The 17278-nt window shown below is 72.0% G+C and carries 17 protein-coding genes; 14 read left to right on the forward strand and 3 right to left on the reverse strand.

Features of this window, described 5'->3' with window-relative positions:
- Positions 1-1195: 1195 nt before the first annotated feature.
- Genes MQE23_RS35525 through MQE23_RS35535 form a run of 3 tightly spaced genes read left to right on the forward strand, consistent with a single transcriptional unit; the run spans position 1196 to position 3972 of the window.
- On the forward strand, positions 1196-2008 hold the full coding sequence (locus MQE23_RS35525) for a hypothetical protein (RefSeq protein WP_037667244.1): 813 nt from the start codon (positions 1196-1198) through the stop codon (positions 2006-2008).
- Between the two features lie 8 nt (positions 2009-2016).
- Positions 2017-3183, forward strand: a complete 1167-nt coding sequence (gene mycP, locus MQE23_RS35530; protein ID WP_037667255.1) for a type VII secretion-associated serine protease mycosin — start codon at positions 2017-2019, stop codon at positions 3181-3183.
- A gap of 60 nt (positions 3184-3243) precedes the next feature.
- Positions 3244-3972, forward strand: a complete 729-nt coding sequence (locus tag MQE23_RS35535) for an SseB family protein (protein WP_243381273.1) — start codon at positions 3244-3246, stop codon at positions 3970-3972.
- A gap of 17 nt (positions 3973-3989) precedes the next feature.
- On the opposite strand, the gene MQE23_RS35540 is transcribed toward MQE23_RS35535, so the two are convergent.
- Positions 3990-4346, reverse strand: a complete 357-nt coding sequence (locus MQE23_RS35540) for a DUF1844 domain-containing protein (protein ID WP_082319848.1) — start codon at positions 4344-4346, stop codon at positions 3990-3992.
- 394 nt (positions 4347-4740) lie between these two features.
- Here MQE23_RS35540 and infC point away from each other — a divergent pair, with 394 nt between their 5' ends.
- From infC to MQE23_RS35590, 10 genes are all read left to right on the forward strand, one after another.
- Entirely contained in the window at positions 4741-5391 is a 651-nt protein-coding gene (gene infC, locus MQE23_RS35545) for a translation initiation factor IF-3 (RefSeq protein WP_128092545.1), read from the forward strand.
- Positions 5392-5499: 108 nt separating this feature from the next.
- Entirely contained in the window at positions 5500-5694 is a 195-nt protein-coding gene (rpmI, locus tag MQE23_RS35550; RefSeq protein WP_003989075.1) for a 50S ribosomal protein L35, read from the forward strand.
- Positions 5695-5789: 95 nt separating this feature from the next.
- On the forward strand, positions 5790-6173 hold the full coding sequence (gene rplT / locus MQE23_RS35555; protein ID WP_010045263.1) for a 50S ribosomal protein L20: 384 nt from the start codon (positions 5790-5792) through the stop codon (positions 6171-6173).
- Between the two features lie 92 nt (positions 6174-6265).
- On the forward strand, positions 6266-7126 hold the full coding sequence (locus tag MQE23_RS35560; RefSeq protein WP_243381275.1) for an RNA methyltransferase: 861 nt from the start codon (positions 6266-6268) through the stop codon (positions 7124-7126).
- A 54-nt stretch (positions 7127-7180) separates the two neighbouring features.
- Positions 7181-8323, forward strand: a complete 1143-nt coding sequence (locus tag MQE23_RS35565) for an ATP-binding protein (RefSeq protein WP_020272347.1) — start codon at positions 7181-7183, stop codon at positions 8321-8323.
- A 129-nt stretch (positions 8324-8452) separates the two neighbouring features.
- The gene (pheS, locus tag MQE23_RS35570) at positions 8453-9580 is read left to right on the forward strand and encodes a phenylalanine--tRNA ligase subunit alpha (RefSeq protein WP_020272346.1); all 1128 of its coding nucleotides are present in this window, start codon (positions 8453-8455) and stop codon (positions 9578-9580) included.
- The gene (gene pheT, locus MQE23_RS35575; protein WP_020272345.1) at positions 9580-12093 is read left to right on the forward strand and encodes a phenylalanine--tRNA ligase subunit beta; all 2514 of its coding nucleotides are present in this window, start codon (positions 9580-9582) and stop codon (positions 12091-12093) included. Before pheS ends, pheT begins: the two co-directional genes overlap by 1 nt.
- A gap of 230 nt (positions 12094-12323) precedes the next feature.
- The gene (locus tag MQE23_RS35580) at positions 12324-13334 is read left to right on the forward strand and encodes a PP2C family protein-serine/threonine phosphatase (RefSeq protein ID WP_347710151.1); all 1011 of its coding nucleotides are present in this window, start codon (positions 12324-12326) and stop codon (positions 13332-13334) included.
- Between the two features lie 258 nt (positions 13335-13592).
- Positions 13593-14933: a hypothetical protein gene (locus tag MQE23_RS35585; protein ID WP_020272343.1), complete on the forward strand. Its 1341-nt coding sequence runs from the start codon at positions 13593-13595 to the stop codon at positions 14931-14933.
- A gap of 107 nt (positions 14934-15040) precedes the next feature.
- Positions 15041-15586, forward strand: coding sequence for an NUDIX hydrolase (locus tag MQE23_RS35590; RefSeq protein ID WP_003989067.1), 546 nt, complete (start codon positions 15041-15043; stop codon positions 15584-15586).
- Positions 15587-15588: 2 nt separating this feature from the next.
- Here MQE23_RS35590 and MQE23_RS35595 read toward each other — a convergent pair whose 3' ends face one another.
- The gene (locus tag MQE23_RS35595; RefSeq protein ID WP_010045250.1) at positions 15589-15846 is read right to left on the reverse strand and encodes a hypothetical protein; all 258 of its coding nucleotides are present in this window, start codon (positions 15844-15846) and stop codon (positions 15589-15591) included.
- A gap of 218 nt (positions 15847-16064) precedes the next feature.
- Between MQE23_RS35595 and MQE23_RS35600 the strand changes: the two genes are divergently transcribed.
- Positions 16065-16295, forward strand: a complete 231-nt coding sequence (locus MQE23_RS35600) for a hypothetical protein (RefSeq protein ID WP_243381277.1) — start codon at positions 16065-16067, stop codon at positions 16293-16295.
- A gap of 22 nt (positions 16296-16317) precedes the next feature.
- Here MQE23_RS35600 and MQE23_RS35605 read toward each other — a convergent pair whose 3' ends face one another.
- Positions 16318-17193, reverse strand: a complete 876-nt coding sequence (locus tag MQE23_RS35605) for a 3-hydroxybutyryl-CoA dehydrogenase (RefSeq protein ID WP_037668906.1) — start codon at positions 17191-17193, stop codon at positions 16318-16320.
- Positions 17194-17278 lie beyond the last annotated feature (85 nt).

Raw genomic sequence — 17278 nt, forward strand, 5'->3', positions numbered from 1 at the left:
CCCGTTCACGCAGGAACAAGCCGTAGAGTGACGCGCACGTACGGCGGAGCGGCGCCGGCCGGACTTCCGCGCCGGGATGACGCTCCCTCCGTACGGGTATGTGTGCCCGGGACGACTCAGTTCCGGGCCTCGGGCGGGACGACACCGGCCCGCGCAGTGCGCAGCGGCCCGGGTACGAGGAAACGGGGGGTGCATGAGCACGGAAGCACAGCGTGCCTCTTTCCCCCCGCGCCCCAGCACTCCGCCACGCCCTGCACACCCCCCGGCCTCGCCCGAAGGCGCCCAGGCGGCAGTCCCGGGTGCGCGGCGTCCCTCGCCGGAGCGGGACACGGACTCGTCAGGGTCTGCTGCCGCCGGGCAGGAAGCGACCTCTGGGAGCGGTGGAGCGGCCTCCGCCAAGACCGACGGCCCGAACGGCGGCCGCCGTTTCCCGACCTTCGACGACACCATGTCCCGGCGCACCGAGCCCGCCGCACCCCGGCGTGGCGAGTCGGCTGCTTCCCGGGGTGGTGAGTCGGCTGGTCCCTGGCGTGGCGAGTCGGCTGCTTCCCCGGGTAGCGAGTCGGCTGCTCCCCGACGCGGCGAGTCCGCTGCTCCCCGGGGTAGTGAGTCCGCTGCTCAACGCGGTGGCGAGTCGGCTGTTCCCCGGCGCACCGAGCCCGCCACACCCCGCCGTAGCGAGCCCACAGCCCCCCGCCGTACCGAGCCAACCCCCGCCCCGCCCCCGCCCCGCGCCTCCGACCGGTTCCCGGACACGCGGCCCGGCGTCGGCCGTGTGACGCGACCCGAGTCGAACAGGCCGTCCACCCCGCCCGACGCCCCTCCGCGACCGCGTCACCTCCCCACGCCGGGCTCGTCCGGCGGGCCGGGGTACGCCCCCACGACACGTCGTACCGGCGCCCCCGCCGAAAACTCCTCGGAGACGACCGCACGCCTGCGACCGGTCCCCGCCGGCCCGGCACCCGCCGAGCGAGCCGCGCGCCCGTCCTCCGAGCCTGCTGAATCCTTCGGCCGCCCCGGTTCCACGCGACCCGGTGTTCCGCCACGCCCCGCGCGGGAGCCACAGGCCACTGCCGAAACCGCCGACGGGCGTGGCATGCGCATGCCCTCCCCGCCCGCCCACCGGCCCACGGAGGTCTCTCCCGACCCGTCCCTCTCCTGGAGCGCCACTCCGCCCTCCGGCACACGCCCCGTCGTGTCCTTCGGAAAGCCCGAGGGGTACGACGGTGACGCGCGGCCCCGGCCGCTCGGACGGCGCGGGGCCTCCCAGGCCGCCGCTGCCGCCGTCTGTCTCGTGCTCGGGCTGGGGCTCATCTCGGGCGCGGTCACCGGGAGCTGGCTCGTGGGGGACTCCGGGGAGGAGGGCTCGCGCAGCACCTTCGCCGCGGCCGGCAGCCTCTGGCACAGCGTTCCCGTCGACCAGCTGTTCCCGCCCACCGTGCAGGGCCAGGGCGCCGGCCCCGGCGGAGCCGACCGCACCTGGACCCGGATCGCCGTCGCCCCGGACAGCGGCTGCAAGGACGCCTTCGACCCCCTGCTGCGCAAGGCCCTCGCTCCCGTCGGCTGCGAGCGGCTCCTGCGCGCCACCTACACGGACGCCACCGAGAGCTATGTGACCACCGTCGGCCTGCTCTTCACCACGGCCGACGCCCAGGGCATGACCTCTCTCGCGAACCGTTTCCGCAAGGAGCGCCTGGACCGCCGCAGCGACCTGATGCCCCTGCCGTACGCCGCGAAGGACACGCCCGCCGCCCACTTCGGCCCGGAGCAGCGCGCCGCCTGGACCGTCTCCGTGCTGACCGAGGCCCCGGTCGTCGTCTACGCCGTCTCCGGCTGGGCCGACGGCCGTACGGTCGACGACCCGCAGCCCGCCGGGGACGCCATGCAGTCCGGCGCCACCACCGCCCCCGCCCAGGCCGGCCTCGGCAACGAGGCCCAGGGCCTCGCCGACCGCGTCGAACGCGGCCTGCGCAAGAACGTCCGTCCGGCCACGGAGCAGCCGTCGTGAAAGCCGTCATGTCCCGCGCGGGCGGGTTCCTGAGTGTCCTCCTCGCCGCCGGCCTCGTCCTGGTCCCCTCCACCACCGCCCACGCCGACGGCATCCGCGCCCAGCAGTGGGCCCTGGAGGCCATGCACACCCAGGAGGCCTGGCGGACCACCAAGGGCGAGGGCGTCACCGTCGCCGTCCTGGACACCGGCGTCGAGGCCGACCACCCCGACCTGATCGGCAACGTCCTCACCGGCAAGGACCTGGTCGGCTTCGGAGCCGAACCCGGCGACCGCGCCTGGGCCCGGCACGGCACCGCCATGGCCGGCATCATCGCCGGGCACGGACACGGCCCGGGCGACGCCGACGGCGTCCTCGGCATCGCCCCCGAGGCGAAGATCCTCCCCGTCCGCGTGATCCTGGAGGACGGCGACCCCTCCCGCGCCAAGGCCCGCAGCACCCGCGGCAACGCCCTCGCCGACGGCATCCGCTGGGCCGCCGACCACGGCGCCGACGTCATCAACCTCTCCCTGGGCGACGACTCCGCCTCCGCCCATCCGGAACCCGCCGAGGACCAGGCCATCCAGTACGCCCTGAAGAAGGGCGTGGTCGTCGTCGCCTCCGCAGGCAACGGCGGCGAGAAGGGCGACCGCATCTCCTACCCGGCCGCTTACCCGGGCGTCATCGCCGCCACCGCCGTGGACCGTGCCGGAACCCGCGCTCCCTTCTCCACCCGCCGCTGGTACGCCACCGTCAGCGCCCCCGGCGTCGACGTCGTCATCGCCGACCCCGACCACAAGTACTACGAGGGCTGGGGCACCAGCGCCGCCGCCGCCTTCGTCTCCGGCGCCGCCGCCCTGGTCAAGGCCGCCCACCCCGATCTGAACCCGGCCCAGATCAAGTCGCTCCTGGAGGACACCGCCCGCAACGCCCCCGTCGGCGGCCGCGACGACTCCCGCGGCTTCGGCTTCGTCGACCCGGCCGCCGCCATCAAGGCCGCCGACCGGCTGAAGCCGCAGGGCCTCCACTCGGCGTCGTACGGCGCGAAGTACTTCGGCAGCGGCCCGGACGCCACCGGCTCCGGCGACGACACCTCCGACTGGGCCGCCCCCCTCGCGGGCAGCGCCGGCGGTGTCCTGCTGGTCGCGGCCGTGGTCCTGTGGCGCGGCCGCCGCGCGAGCCACGACGAGTTCTGAGCTTCGGCCGGCCGGACCGCCCGCCGAAGCGTCGGCACCCGGCCTATAGGGTCGATGACCGTGGCGAACAAGAACATCCCCGACTCCGGCTTCTCCGACGACGACGGCTCCGCCGACCCCCGGCTGAGCGCGGCACTCGCCGCCTGGTCGGAAGACCGCAGCGCCGTGGGCCCGGTCCTCGACGCCCTCAAGGGCGCCCGGCTGCTCGTCCCCGTCGTGGCCGTGCTCGGCGAGGTCGAGGAGGACGAGCGGGGACTGCGCCGCGAGAAGACCAGCGACATGGCCGTGCCGACCCTCAAGGCCGGGAACCGCACCGCCCTGCCCGCGTTCACCTCCACCGACTCCCTTGCCCGCTGGGACCCGGCTGCCCGCCCCGTCGCCGTGCCCCTGCACCAGGCCCTCCAGGCCGCCGCGCACGAGAAGGCGGACACGCTCGTGCTCGACCTGGCCGGGCCCGTGCCCTTCGAGCTGACCGGCCCGGCCCTGCTCGCGCTCGCGGAGGGCCGCACGACGACCGACCCGCTCGCCGACCCGGCCGTCGTCGGGGCGGTGCGCGACGCCGTCGCCGCCGAGCCCGCCGTCCTGCGCGCCCACCTCGGCCCGGGCCAGGCCGACGGCACCCTCGCCCTGGTCCTGGACCCGGCCGCCGCCCCCGCCGAAGCGGCCCGGGCGGTCGCCCGGCGGCTCGCCGCCGACGAGACACTGAGGGCCCGCCTGGTGCACGGCCTCGACCTGGCACTGCTGCCGGCCGGGGCCACGCCACCGGGCGAGCCCTTGTACGAACGCTGAGGGACCTGCCGTACCGGCTAGCCGTAGACCGGGCCCGTGTACTTCTCGCCCGGGCCCTTGCCCGGCTCGTCCGGGACGAGCGACGCCTCGCGGAAGGCCAGCTGGAGCGACTTCAGGCCGTCGCGCAGGGGCGATGCGTGGAACGAGCTGATCTCGGTGGCGGACGCGTCCAGCAGGCCGGCCAGCGCGTGCACCAGCTTGCGGGCCTCGTCCAGGTCCTTGTGCTGGGCGCCCTCCTCGGTCAGACCGAGCTTCACCGCGGCGGCGCTCATCAGGTTGACGGCGACCGTCACGATCACCTCGACCGCCGGGACCTCGGCGATGTCGCGGGCCATGGCGTCGAAGTCGGGGGACTCAGGAGGGGTCTCACTCATGCCCCACACGATAGGCGCAGGCCGGGCGTGCGCCGCACCAGGCCCCGGGGCGCCACGATTAGCTGTTCCTGGCCATTGCTGGTAATCTCGTGTAACGACCGGTCGGACCCGTATGCCTCGCGGCCCGCGAGCCCGACCCACAAGTGGAGGCTTTCGAACTCCCACCTGACCGCCCCCAGGGCGGCGGGTCACCGGTCAGATGGTTCCGCCCCAGTGGCGATCCGTCCGAAATCGCGCCCCGCGGCTCCCCCGCGGCGGTGCTCCGGTAGTTCGAGGAGCCCCGCCTGGGAATCGTCCGGGGCATTTTTTGTGCTTCGGCGCGGTTAGGTCTATCGAACAGAGACGTTACGCGGCCGTCCGCCAGACCGTCGCGTGGTGCTACCGAGGAGGATCCATCAGCGCCGAGCCCCGCATCAACGACCGGATTCGCGTTCCCGAGGTGCGACTTGTCGGTCCCAGTGGCGAGCAGGTGGGCATCGTCCCCCTGGCCAAGGCACTGGAGCTTGCGCAGGAGTACGACCTGGACCTGGTCGAGGTCGCGGCGAACGCCCGTCCGCCCGTGTGCAAGCTCATGGACTACGGGAAGTTCAAGTACGAGTCGGCCATGAAGGCCCGTGAGGCGCGCAAGAACCAGGCGCACACGGTCATCAAGGAGATGAAGCTCCGGCCGAAGATCGACCCGCACGACTATGACACCAAGAAGGGTCACGTCGTTCGGTTCCTCAAGCAGGGCGACAAGGTCAAGATCACGATCATGTTCCGTGGTCGCGAGCAGTCCCGGCCCGAGCTGGGCTACCGACTGCTCCAGCGGCTCGCGGAGGACGTCCAGGACCTCGGTTTCGTCGAGTCGAACCCGAAGCAGGACGGCCGAAACATGATCATGGTCCTCGGTCCGCACAAGAAGAAGACCGAGGCGATGGCCGAGGCTCGCCAGGCGCAGGAGGCCCGCAAGGCGGAGGCGAAGGCCAACCCCGGCCGCTCGCAGAACGCCGCGGACGCCGACGCGGACGTCGAGGCACCGGCCGAGGAGCCCGCCGAGGCGTGACCCCTGGGGACGCGAGTCCCAGGAAGCAACCGAAACAAGACGACGCTCCACCGTGCCCGGTTTCGCGACCGGGCACCGGAGCGCCACCGACGAGGAGAGTACGGCGCTATGCCGAAGAACAAGTCGCACAGCGGGTCCAGCAAGCGCTTCAAGGTCACCGGCTCCGGCAAGGTGCTCCGTGAGCGCGCCGGCAAGCGCCACCTGCTCGAGCACAAGTCGTCCCGTGTGACGCGTCGCCTCACCGGCAACGCCGAGATGGCCCCGGGCGACGCCAAGAAGATCAAGAAGCTTCTCGGCAAGTGACGCTCCGGCGCGCGAGCGCCGTACGTCAGGACCGGGACCCAATCGATACCGGGCCGTGTGAGGACCACCGCGGCCCCGCTACAAGGAGTTAAAAAGTGGCACGCGTCAAGCGGGCAGTGAACGCCCACAAGAAGCGCCGGGCGATCCTCGAGCAGGCCTCCGGCTACCGCGGTCAGCGTTCGCGCCTGTACCGCAAGGCCAAGGAGCAGGTCACCCACTCGCTGGTCTACAACTACAACGACCGCAAGAAGCGCAAGGGTGACTTCCGCCAGCTGTGGATCCAGCGCATCAACGCCGCTGCCCGCGCCAACGGCATGACCTACAACCGCTTCATCCAGGGTCTGAAGGCCGCGAACATCGAGGTCGACCGCAAGATCCTGGCCGAGCTGGCCGTCAACGACGCCGGCGCCTTCGCCGCGCTCGTCGAGGTCGCCCAGAAGGCGCTGCCGAGCGACGTCAACGCCCCCAAGGCGGCCTGACGCCGGCTCCGAGCCGATGTGACGGAAAGGACCCGCAGGCCCAGCGGCCTGCGGGTCCTGCTGTGCAGCCAGCTACTGAGAAAGCGAACGCAATGCCCCCCGCCACCCCCGAGCTCATCTCCCCCCGCTCCCCCCGCGTCCTGGCCGCGCGGCGGCTGGCGAAGCGGAACTTCCGGGGGAAGGAGCGGCTGTTCCTCGCCGAGGGGCCGCAGGCGGTGCGGGAAGCGGCCGGGCACCTGGCCGGGGGCGCGGCCACGCTCGTGGAGCTGTTCGCCACCCTGGAGGCCGCCGAGCGGTACGCCGACATCGTGGGGGCGGCCCGGGACGCCGGCGCCCGGGTGCACCTCGCCGCCGAGCAGGTCATCGCCGACATCTCCACCACCGTCACCCCGCAGGGCCTCGTCGGCGTCTGCCGGTTCCTGGACACACCCTTCGAGGAGGTCCTCGCGGCGCGCCCCCGGCTCGTCGCTCTCCTCGCCAACGTCCGCGACCCGGGCAACGCCGGAACCGTGCTGCGCTGCGCCGACGCCGCCGGGGCCGAGGCCGTCGTCCTGACCGACGCCTCCGTCGACGTGTACAACCCCAAGGCCGTCCGCGCGTCCGTCGGCTCCCTGTTCCACCTGCCCGTCGCCGTCGGCGTCCCCGTGGAGCAGGCGGTCGAAGGGCTGCGGGCCGCCGGTGTGCGCGTCCTCGCCGCCGACGGGGCCGGCGACCGCGACCTCGACGACGAGCTCGACAAGGGCACCATGGGCGGGCCGACCGCCTGGGTCTTCGGGAACGAGGCCTGGGGCCTGCCGGAGGAGACCCGCGCCCTCACCGACGCCGTCGTCCGCGTCCCGATCCACGGGAAGGCCGAGAGCCTGAACCTCGCCACCGCCGCCGCCGTATGTCTCTATGCGTCGGCGCGCGCACAGCGCGCCGCCGGAGGGTGCCGCTCCGTCACCGGGAACTAGTAGGGTGACCAGCTCAGGGACCCCTCTGTGGAGCCTTGGAGGTGGGGTACGGGGATGAGCGCCGGCACGAGCAGCGCACCGGGGGCCCAGGACGCCGGGAGCCCGCCCGCCGCGTCCCGGCCACCCGGTGATCTCGCCGACGTCGGCATCGACCCCGACATGCTGCCCGACGGACTCGTCGTCGCCGACGAAGAGGGCCGGGTCGTCTGCTTCAACGCCGCCGCCGAGCGCATCACCGCCGTCCGCGCCCGGGACGCCCTCGGGCAGAGCCTGGAGAAGGCCCTGCCATTAGAGGATCTGGAGGGGCGCCGCTGGTGGCAGCTGACCGACCCTTACGGCGGCCTCGCGATCCGGGTCGGACAGCCCGAGCGCAACCTCCTCCTCCCCGGCGGCCGTGAGGTGCTGGTCTCCGCGCGCTACGTCCGCACCCGGCCCACCGGGCCCCTGAGGCGCCTGGTCGTCACCCTGCGCGACACCGAGGCCCGCCGCCGCACCGAGCGCAGCCACGCCGAGCTGATCGCCACCGTCGCCCACGAACTGCGCTCCCCGCTCACCTCCGTCAAGGGCTTCACCGCCACGCTGCTCGCCAAGTGGGAACGGTTCACCGACGACCAGAAGCGGCTGATGCTGGAGACCGTCGACGCCGACGCCGACCGCGTCACCCGGCTCATCGCCGAGCTGCTCGACATCTCCCGGATCGACTCCGGCCGCCTGGAGGTGCGGCGCCAGCCCGTCGACATCGGCGCCGCCGTGGGCCGGCACATCCAGGCCTACGTCGCCGCCGGGCAGCCCGCCGACCGGTTCCTGCTGCGCGTCCAGCAGCCGCTGCCCGACCTGTGGGCCGACCCCGACAAGATCGACCAGGTGCTCAGCAACCTGCTGGAAAATGCCGTGCGGCACGGCGAGGGAACTGTCACGATCGACGTCACGGCCACGGCGTCCCCTCGTGAGGGCGAGGACACCGGTACGTCGGTCACGGTGAGCGACGAGGGGCCCGGCATCCCGGAGGAGTCCATGAACCGCGTCTTCACCCGCTTCTGGCGGGGCAGCAAGCGCGGCGGCACGGGCCTCGGGCTCTACATCGTCAAGGGCATCGTCGAAGCCCACGGCGGCACCATCACGGTCGGCCGCGCCCCCGGCGCCGGCGCCGAGTTCCGATTTACGTTGCCCGTGAGCGCTCCGGCCTATCTCGCCTGAGCAGCCCGCGGGCGCATTCGTACACCTCCACCCCGTTAGACTCGGCCATTGGCACCTTTGTGTCCCGCAGACGGCCGTCGGAGTCGGTGACGGGGACCTCCAGCCAGCCAATCGGAAGCACGGGAAGAGATGTCGGCACCGAATAAGTCGTACGACCCTGTAGAGGTCGAGGCGTTGAAACCGGAAGAGATCGAGCGCATGCGGGACGAGGCGCTCGCCGCCTTCGCCGCCGCGGACTCCCTCGAAGCGCTCCACGAGGCCAAGGTCGCCCACACCGGCCCCGCCTCCCCGCTGGCCCTCGCCAACCGCGAGATCGGCGCCCTGCCCCCGCACGCCAAGGCCGACGCCGGCAAGCGCGTCGGGCAGGCCCGCGGCGCCGTGAACAAGGGCCTCGCCGCCCGCCAGACCGAGCTGGAAGCCGAGCGGGACGCCCGTGTGCTGGTCGAGGAGGCGGTGGACGTCACGCTGCCCTACGACCGCGTACCGGCCGGCGCCCGGCACCCGCTCACCACGATGATGGAGCGGGTCGCGGACGTCTTCGTGGCCATGGGCTACGAGGTCGCCGAAGGGCCGGAGGCCGAGGCGGAGTGGTTCAACTTCGACGCGCTCAACTTCCTGCCCGACCACCCGGCCCGCCAGATGCAGGACACGTTCTTCGTGCAGGGCCCGAAGGGCACCGAGGAGTCCGGGTCCGGCGTCGTGCTGCGCACCCACACCTCCCCGGTGCAGGCCCGCGCCCTGCTCGACCGTGAGCTGCCGGTCTACATCGTCTGCCCCGGCCGGGTGTTCCGCACCGACGAGCTGGACGCCACGCACACGCCCGTCTTCCACCAGATCGAGCTGCTCGCGATCGACGAGGGCCTGACCATGGCGGACCTCAAGGGCACCCTGGACCACATGGTGCAGTCCCTGTTCGGCGAGGACATGAAGACCCGGCTGCGGCCGAACTACTTCCCCTTCACCGAGCCGAGCGCCGAGATGGACATGCTCTGCTACGTCTGCAAGGGCGAGTCCATCGGCAACCCCGACCGGCCCTGCCGCACCTGCTCGTCCGAGGGCTGGATCGAGCTCGGCGGCTGCGGCATGGTCAACCCGCGGGTGCTGACCGCCTGCGGCGTCGACCCCGAGAAGTACAGCGGATTCGCCTTCGGGTTCGGCATCGAGCGGATGCTGATGTTCCGCCACAACGTCGAGGACATGCGAGACATGGTCGAGGGTGACGTCCGGTTCACCCGGCCGTTCGGGATGGAGATCTGATGCGGGTCCCGCTTTCTTGGCTGCGGGAGTACGTCGACCTGCCGGCGACGGAGACCGGCCGAGACGTCCAGGCCAAGCTCATTTCGGCCGGTCTGGAGGTCGAGACCGTCGAGCAGCTCGGCGCCGACCTCAAGGGCCCCCTGGTGGTCGGCCAGGTGGCGACCATCGAGGAGCTGACGGAGTTCAAGAAGCCGATCCGCTTCTGCACCGTCGACGTCGGCCAGGCCAACGGCACGGGCGAGCCCCAGGAGATCGTCTGCGGCGCCCGCAACTTCGCCGTCGGCGACAAGGTCGTCGTGGCCCTGCCCGGCGCCGTCCTGCCCGGTGACTTCCAGATCGCCGAGCGCAAGACCTACGGCAAGATGTCCCGCGGCATGATCTGCTCCAGCGACGAGCTGAACATGGGCGACGACGGCACCAAGGGCATCATCGTCCTGCCGCCGGAGACCGAGGTCGGCAAGGACGCGATCGAGCTGCTGGAGCTGGTCGACGAGGTCCTCGACATCGCCGTCACGCCCGACCGCGGCTACTGCCTGTCCATCCGCGGCGTCGCCCGCGAGACCGCCATCGCCTACGGCCTGCCGCTGCGCGACCCGGCCCTGATCGACGTGCCGGGCCCGAACGCCTACGGCTACCCGGTGCGGATCTCCGACCCCACCGGCTGCGACCGCTTCACGGCCCGCACGGTGACCGGCCTGAGCCCCGAAGCCCGCTCCCCGATCTGGCTCCAGCGCCGGCTCCAGAAGGTCGGCATGCGCCCGATCTCGCTCGCCGTCGACGTCACCAACTACGTGATGACGGAGCTCGGCCAGCCGCTGCACGCCTACGACCGCGGCCTGGTCCAGGGCACCATCGGCGTGCGCCGGGCCGAGCCGGGCGAGAAGCTCACCACCCTCGACGGCGTCGAGCGCACGCTGGACGCCGAGGACCTGGTGATCACCGACGACCGCGGCCCCATCGGACTCGCCGGCGTCATGGGCGGCGCCAACACGGAGATCGCCGACCACGACGACACGGAGAACGCCACGGCGGACGTCGTCATCGAGGCCGCGCACTTCGACGCGGTGTCGATCGCGCGTACGGCCCGCCGGCACAAGCTGTCCTCCGAGGCGTCCCGGCGCTTCGAGCGCGGCGTCGACCCGCAGGCCGCCGCTGCCGCCGCGCAGCGCACGGTGGACCTGCTGGTGCTGCTCGCGGGCGGCACCGCCGAGGCCGGCGTCACCGAGGTCCTCGCCCCGACCGCGCCCCGCACCATCACGATCCCGGCCGACCACCCGGACAAGGTCGCGGGCGTGGCCTACGGCCGCGAGACCGTCGTGCGGCGGCTCCAGGAGGTCGGCTGTGACGTGTACGGGCAGGACGAGCTGATCGTCACCGTGCCGTCCTGGCGGCCCGACCTCACCGACCCGAACGACCTGGCCGAAGAGGTCATCCGGCTGGAGGGCTACGAGAACCTGCCCTCCACGCTGCCCAAGCCGCCGGCCGGTCTCGGCCTGACCAGCCGGCAGCGGCTGCACCGCCGCGTCGGCCGGGCCCTGGCCGGTGCCGGGTACGTCGAGGCGCTGAACTACCCGTTCATCGGCGAGCAGGTCTTCGACCAGCTCGGCCTCGAAGCGGACGACCCGGCCCGCCGCGTCGTGAAGCTCAGCAACCCGCTGAGCGACGAGGAGCCCGCGCTGCGCACGACGCTGCTGCCGGGCCTGCTCACCGCTCTGCGGCGCAACGACGGACGGGGCTCGCACGACCTCGCGCTGTTCGAGACCGGCCTGGTCTTCCGGCCGCGTGAGGAACAGCGGATCGCCGCCGTGCTGCCCGTCGACCGCCGCCCGACCGACGAGGAGCTCGCCGAGCTGAACGCGGCGCTGCCCGAGCAGCCGCGGCACGCCGCCGTCGTCCTCGCCGGTGCGCGGGAGCAGGCCGGCTGGTGGGGCAAGGGCCGTCCGGCCGACTGGGCCGACGCGGTCGAGGCGGCGCGGAAGGTCGCCCACGAGGCGGGCACCGAACTCATCATCCGCAAGGGGCAGTACGGGCCGTGGCATCCGGGCCGGTGTGCCGAGCTGGCGATCACCGTGGACGGTGCCGAGCGGGTCGTGGGCCACGCGGGGGAGTTGCACCCGCGCGTGGTGAAGGCGCTGGGGCTGCCGGAGCGTACCTGCGCGATGGAGATCGACCTGGACGCGGTGGAGTCGGCGGGTGACGCCATGGTGAAGGCGCCGCGCATCTCCACGTTCCCCGTCGCCACGCAGGATGTCGCCCTGGTCGTCGACGCGGTCGTTCCGGCGGCGGAGGTCGAGGAGGCCCTGCGTGCCGGTGCCGGGGAGCTGCTGGAGTCGATCCGGCTGTTCGATGTGTACGAGAACGCCGAGCAGTTGGGCGAGGGGCGGAAGTCGCTCGCGTACGCGTTGCGGTTCCGGGCGGCTGACCGGACGCTGACCGTGGATGAGGCTTCTGCGGCTCGGGACGCGGCGGTGGCCCTTGCCGGTGAGCGCGTGGGCGCCGAGTTGCGGAGTTAGCGCCGTGGGGGCTGTGCGGTGGTGTCGGCTGCGGGTTCGATGTGGCTGGTCGCGCAGTTCCCCGCGCTCCTTGAGGCGGGTCACCTCACTCGTTTGAGTGGTAAGGGTAGGTAAGCCTGCCCTTCTGGGTGTGCTGTCGACAGAATCGGACCGGCCCGTCTGGGCCGGTCCGATTCTGTGTGTCAGGGGCCTATTGGGGGGCCATCGGCATGATCCGCGTCAGGGGTCGGGTGCGAAGTCTCGGTCTGCCGGCTGTGTGGGGCGCGGCGGCCGTCACGTACAAGCTGGCCTGTCCGCTCGCCCAGGAGACCGGCCTCGAAGCGCGGATCGTGACCAGCGCCGTGTTCTTCGCGGTCGGTACCGGGCTGATCCTCCATGTGCGGCACACGCTGATGCGTGAGCTGCGGCAGTTGCGCCGCGTCGCGGGTGCCGCGCAGAGCGCGCTGCTGAGGCCGCTGCCCTCGTGCGTCGACGGACTGGACGTCGCCGCCGCCCAGTTGTCGGCGGAGCGTGGGGCGGCCATCGGCGGTGACCTGTACGAGGTCGTCGCCACCGAGTACGGAGTGCGGGCCGTGATGGGCGACGTACGCGGGCACGGGATCGGGACGTTCGGGACCGTCGCCGCCGTGCTCGGCTGTTTCCGTGAGGCCGCGCACGACGAGAAGGACCTCGGCGGTGTGCTGCACCGGCTGGAACGCGCCCTGGCCCGGCACCTGCGCCAGGAGCATCCGGCGGGCGCCGCCGAGGAGTTCGTGACCCTGCTGCTCGTGGAGATCCGCGCCGACGGGGAGATGACCGCACTGAACTGCGGGCACCCGTGGCCGTACCGGCTGAGCGGCACGGACGTCGGCCAACTCGCCCCCGTCGATCCGTATCCGCCCCTGGGCCTGTTCCCGCTTCCGGCCGAGCTGCCCACCGTAGGCCTGGGGTATCTGGAGCACGGTGATGCGCTGTTCCTCTTCACGGACGGTGCCCAGGACGCGAGGGACGCGCGCGGCCGGTTCTTTCCGTTGCCGCATGCTCTGACGAAGGCAGTGCGGGACGCGCCGTTCTCCTCGCAGACGATCCTGAGCAGGATTTCGCACGACCTTCTGCACCACACGCGAGGCGGACCGACGGACGACATCGCCCTGATGATCCTCACCAGGAGCGGGTGCACGTCCCTCAGGGGCACGGGGAACTGCGCGACCGGCCACGACGCACCCGCAGCCGACAACGCACCCGTCACACAACGGCGATGAACCACCCGGCGTGGCCGGCGGAGCCGTCCGCCCCGCCACGGAGTGTCGGGCAGGCAGCTGGGCGGACGGCGGAAGCGGGCCGCCGCACTGTACGAGGGGGAGCCGGCGGCCCGGCCGGCCTCTTGCGAGGCATTTCAGTCAACCGGCTGACGACTCTCCGCGACAGTGCGCACACAGTGCGGATTCGAGCACTCCGTTCACACCCCGTGTGAAGGCGGAGCCACTAATCTGGCCGCACCGAGCCACCGGGGGGCCCACATGCAGCCCAATACTCTGCTCGACGCGATCCTGGACGAGGCCGGGATCTCGCACGCGGGGCTGGCCGCACATGTCAACCAGGCGGGACGGGCGCGGGGCCTGTCCCTGAGGTACGAACACACCGCCGTCGCCCGGTGGTTGAAGGGGCAGCGTCCCCGGGGCCAGGTGCCCGACCTGATCTGCGAGGTGCTCGCCGCCCGGCTGCGGCGGCAGGTCACCCTGGACGACATCGGCCTGGGCGTGCCGGGCGAGCCGTCCGCACCGCACACCGGCTCGCTGTCCGGCTTCGTCGAGCGGGCCACCGCACTGTGGCGCTCCGACCAGCAGCAGCGCCCGCACATCCTGGGCGCCCCCGCGCTCACCGGCACGCCCGCCGTCATGCCGGTGTGGGAGTGGGAGAACCCGCCCGAGGACGTGGACGTCTCACGTGGCGGCAGACACCGCGTCACCCCGAGCGACCTGGAGATGCTGCGGGCAGCCCGTACGCACTACGAGCAGATGTACCGCAAGGCCGGGGGCATCGCCACGCGGGCCCGCATCGTCGGCTTCCTCAACGCCGAGGCCGCGCCGCTGCTGCGCGGCAGCTACACCGATGAGACGGGCCGTCAACTCCACCGCGCGACCGGCGGGCTGGTGGCCGTCGCCGGGATCTGCGCCTACGACTCCGACGCGCACGGCCTCGCGCAGCGCTACTTCCACCAGGCCCTGCGGCTCGCCAAGGCCAGCGGGGACCGGGGACTCGGCGCGTACATCATCGCGCTGCTGGTCAACCAGTCGCTGTTCATGCGGGAGTACCGGCAGGCCGTCGCCTTCGCGGAGGCCGCGCTGCGGGCCGCCGGCAAGCACATCACCCCGGCGCTCGCCTCCGACCTGTACGCGATGCAGGCGAAGGCGTACGCGCATCTCGGGGACGGCACGAGCGCCCTGTCCTGCATCCGGCGGGCCGAGCAGGCCGCGGCACGCATCCGGCGTGGCTACGAGCCCGACGAGACCGGCTATGTCCAGCCGGGGCTGGTCAACGTCCAGGTGGCGGAGGCGCTGCTGAGTCTCGGGGAGATCGCGGCCGCCGGCGAGCATGCCGCGGCCGCGGTCGACAACCCGGCGCACGACCGCGGCCGGGTGCACCGGCTGGCCATGCTCAGCACGATCGAGCTGCGGCAGGGCAACGCGGACAAGGCCGTGGCCATCGCCGTGCAGATGGCCGAGCAGGCCCGCGGCATGGAGTCCCAGCGGCTGCGCGACCGGCTGCGCGCGGTGCGGGAGCACCTGGTGCGCAGCGGCTGCGCCGGCACGGCCGAGGCGGCCGAACTCATCGACGGGGCCCTGCGCGTACCGTTGTAGACCCCGGGCGACGGCACCCGTGTCATCCCGAGCGACTGCCTGTGCGCCTGCTGTCAGTACGTCCCTACTGCGATATTGCCACTTACTCGACGGAAGGTGGCAGAACCGTGCAGTGGACGAAACACAACGAACAAGCTGTGTACTCAAACCGCTGGTTCAGCGTCAATCTCGCGGATGTCGAACTGCCGGACGGCCGGCACCTCGACCACTTCCTCATACGGCTGCGGCCCGTTGCCGTGGCCACGGTCGTGAACGAGGCCAACGAGGTGCTGCTGCTCTGGCGGCACCGCTTCATCACCGACAGCTGGGGGTGGGAACTCGCGGCGGGCGTCGTCGAGGACGGCGAGGACGTGGCCCGCGCGGCCGCCAGGGAACTGGAGGAGGAGACCGGCTGGCGGCCGGGACCCCTGCACCACCTGATGAGCGTGGAGCCGTCCAACGGGCTCACCGACGCCCGGCACCACGTGTACTGGGCCGACGAGGGCGAGTACGTCGGGCACCCCGTGGACGACTTCGAGTCGGACCGCCGGGAATGGGTTCCCCTCAAGCTCGTCCCCGACATGGTCGCCCGCGGGGAGGTCCCGGCCGCCAACATGGCGGCCGCGTTACTGCTGCTGCACCATCTCAGGCTCGGGCAGGACACGTTGCCCTGATCTCAACGTCCCAGTGCCTGCCAGATCGCCACGACGAGAGCACCCACGGCGGTGAGGGCGGCGACCGCGGGCAGCGGCCAGCGCGCGTGTTCGAGTGAGTTGATCCGGGTGTTGAGCTCGTCGAGTTCCTTGGCGGTCTCCTCGGTGCGGTGGCTGAGCAGAGCCAGCCCGCCCTCGACACGGGCGTACGCCACATCGAGGCGGCGTCGTAACTCTGCGAGTTCTCCGTGAACGACCGGATGCTCGGGATCGACGGTCACGAGTCCGCTCCTTTCCGTAGTCGCTGCACATCCCTTGCATGCGCACTGGGAGTCAACTCGCCTGGTGGATGCCTGGGGAGAGTGTGCGACGGGCATATGCGAGCCCGGCGCGCACACGGTGTGTGAATGCCACGGGCCCGGCACCAATTCCGGTGCCGGGCCCGTAGGTTGGCCGGATCCTGACCGTCAGTAATCAGCCTCGGGGGTACCCGGGGCGCATGACGAAGTGGCAGAAGAACGCGGCGTACGCGCTGGCGGTCTACGCGCTGATGGTCGCGGTGTTCCGGTACTCCTCGGGAGGGCAGGAGTGGGGCACGGCGCTGCTGCTCGCTCTCGTGACCACTCCGCTCGCCCTCTGGATGGGCTGGCTGCGCAGCCGCCTCAACGAGCAGGCGGCGGAATGGGGACGCCGCCGGTTCCGGCCGTGGCCGGAGGAGCGGCGGCGCTGAGATGCCGGCGTCAGCAGGGCGGTCAGTCGTACGTGTAGAAGCCCGATCCCGTCTTGCGGCCCAGCCGGCCCGCGTCGACCATGCGCTGGAGGAGCGGGGGAGCGGCGTACAGGGGCTCCTTGTACTCCTCGTACATCGACTGGGCCACCGAGGCGACCGTGTCCAGGCCGATGAGGTCGGAGAGCTTCAGCGGGCCCATCGGGTGGGCGCAGCCCATCTCCATGCCGTTGTCGATGTCCTCGCGGCTGGCGATGCCCGTCTCGAACATCCGGATCGCGGAGAGCAGGTACGGGATCAGCAGCGCGTTCACCACGAAGCCGGAGCGGTCCTGGGCACGGATCGCGTGCTTGCCCAGCACCTTCTCGGTGAACAGCTGGGCCCGGCTCAGCGTGCCCTCGGACGTGGTGAGGGCCGGGATCAGCTCGACGAGCTTCTGCACCGGGGCCGGGTTGAAGAAGTGGATGCCGATGACCTGGTCGGGCCGCGAGGTCGCCACCGCCAGCTTCACCAGCGGGATGGAGGAGGTGTTGGAGGCCAGGATGGCGTCGGGCCGGGTCACGACCTGGTCGAGCACCTGGAAGATCTCGGTCTTGACCTGCTCGTTCTCGACGACGGCCTCGATCACCAGGTCGCGGTCGGCGAACTCGCCGAGGTCCGTGGTGAAGCTCAGACGGGCCTGTGTGGCCTCCAGCTCCTCCTCGGTGATCTTGCCGCGCTCGGCTGCCTTGGCCAGGGAGTTGAACAGCCGGGTCCGGCCGATCTCCAGGGCCTCGCCGGTGGTCTCGGCGACCATGACGTCCAGACCGGACCGGGCGCACACCTCGGCGATCCCCGCGCCCATCTGACCGCAGCCCACGACTCCGACGCGTGCAATGTCTCCCGCTGGGATGTCCGTCACATCGTCCCTTTCGCTGCTGATCCACTTCTGGGCAGGTGCTCCGGGGTCCGGTCCCTGCTCCGTTCGTGCACGTTACTCCCAAGTA

It is taken from the genome of Streptomyces sp. HP-A2021 (assembly GCF_022807935.1).
GTDB classification, from domain to species: Bacteria; Actinomycetota; Actinomycetes; order Streptomycetales; family Streptomycetaceae; genus Streptomyces; species Streptomyces afghaniensis.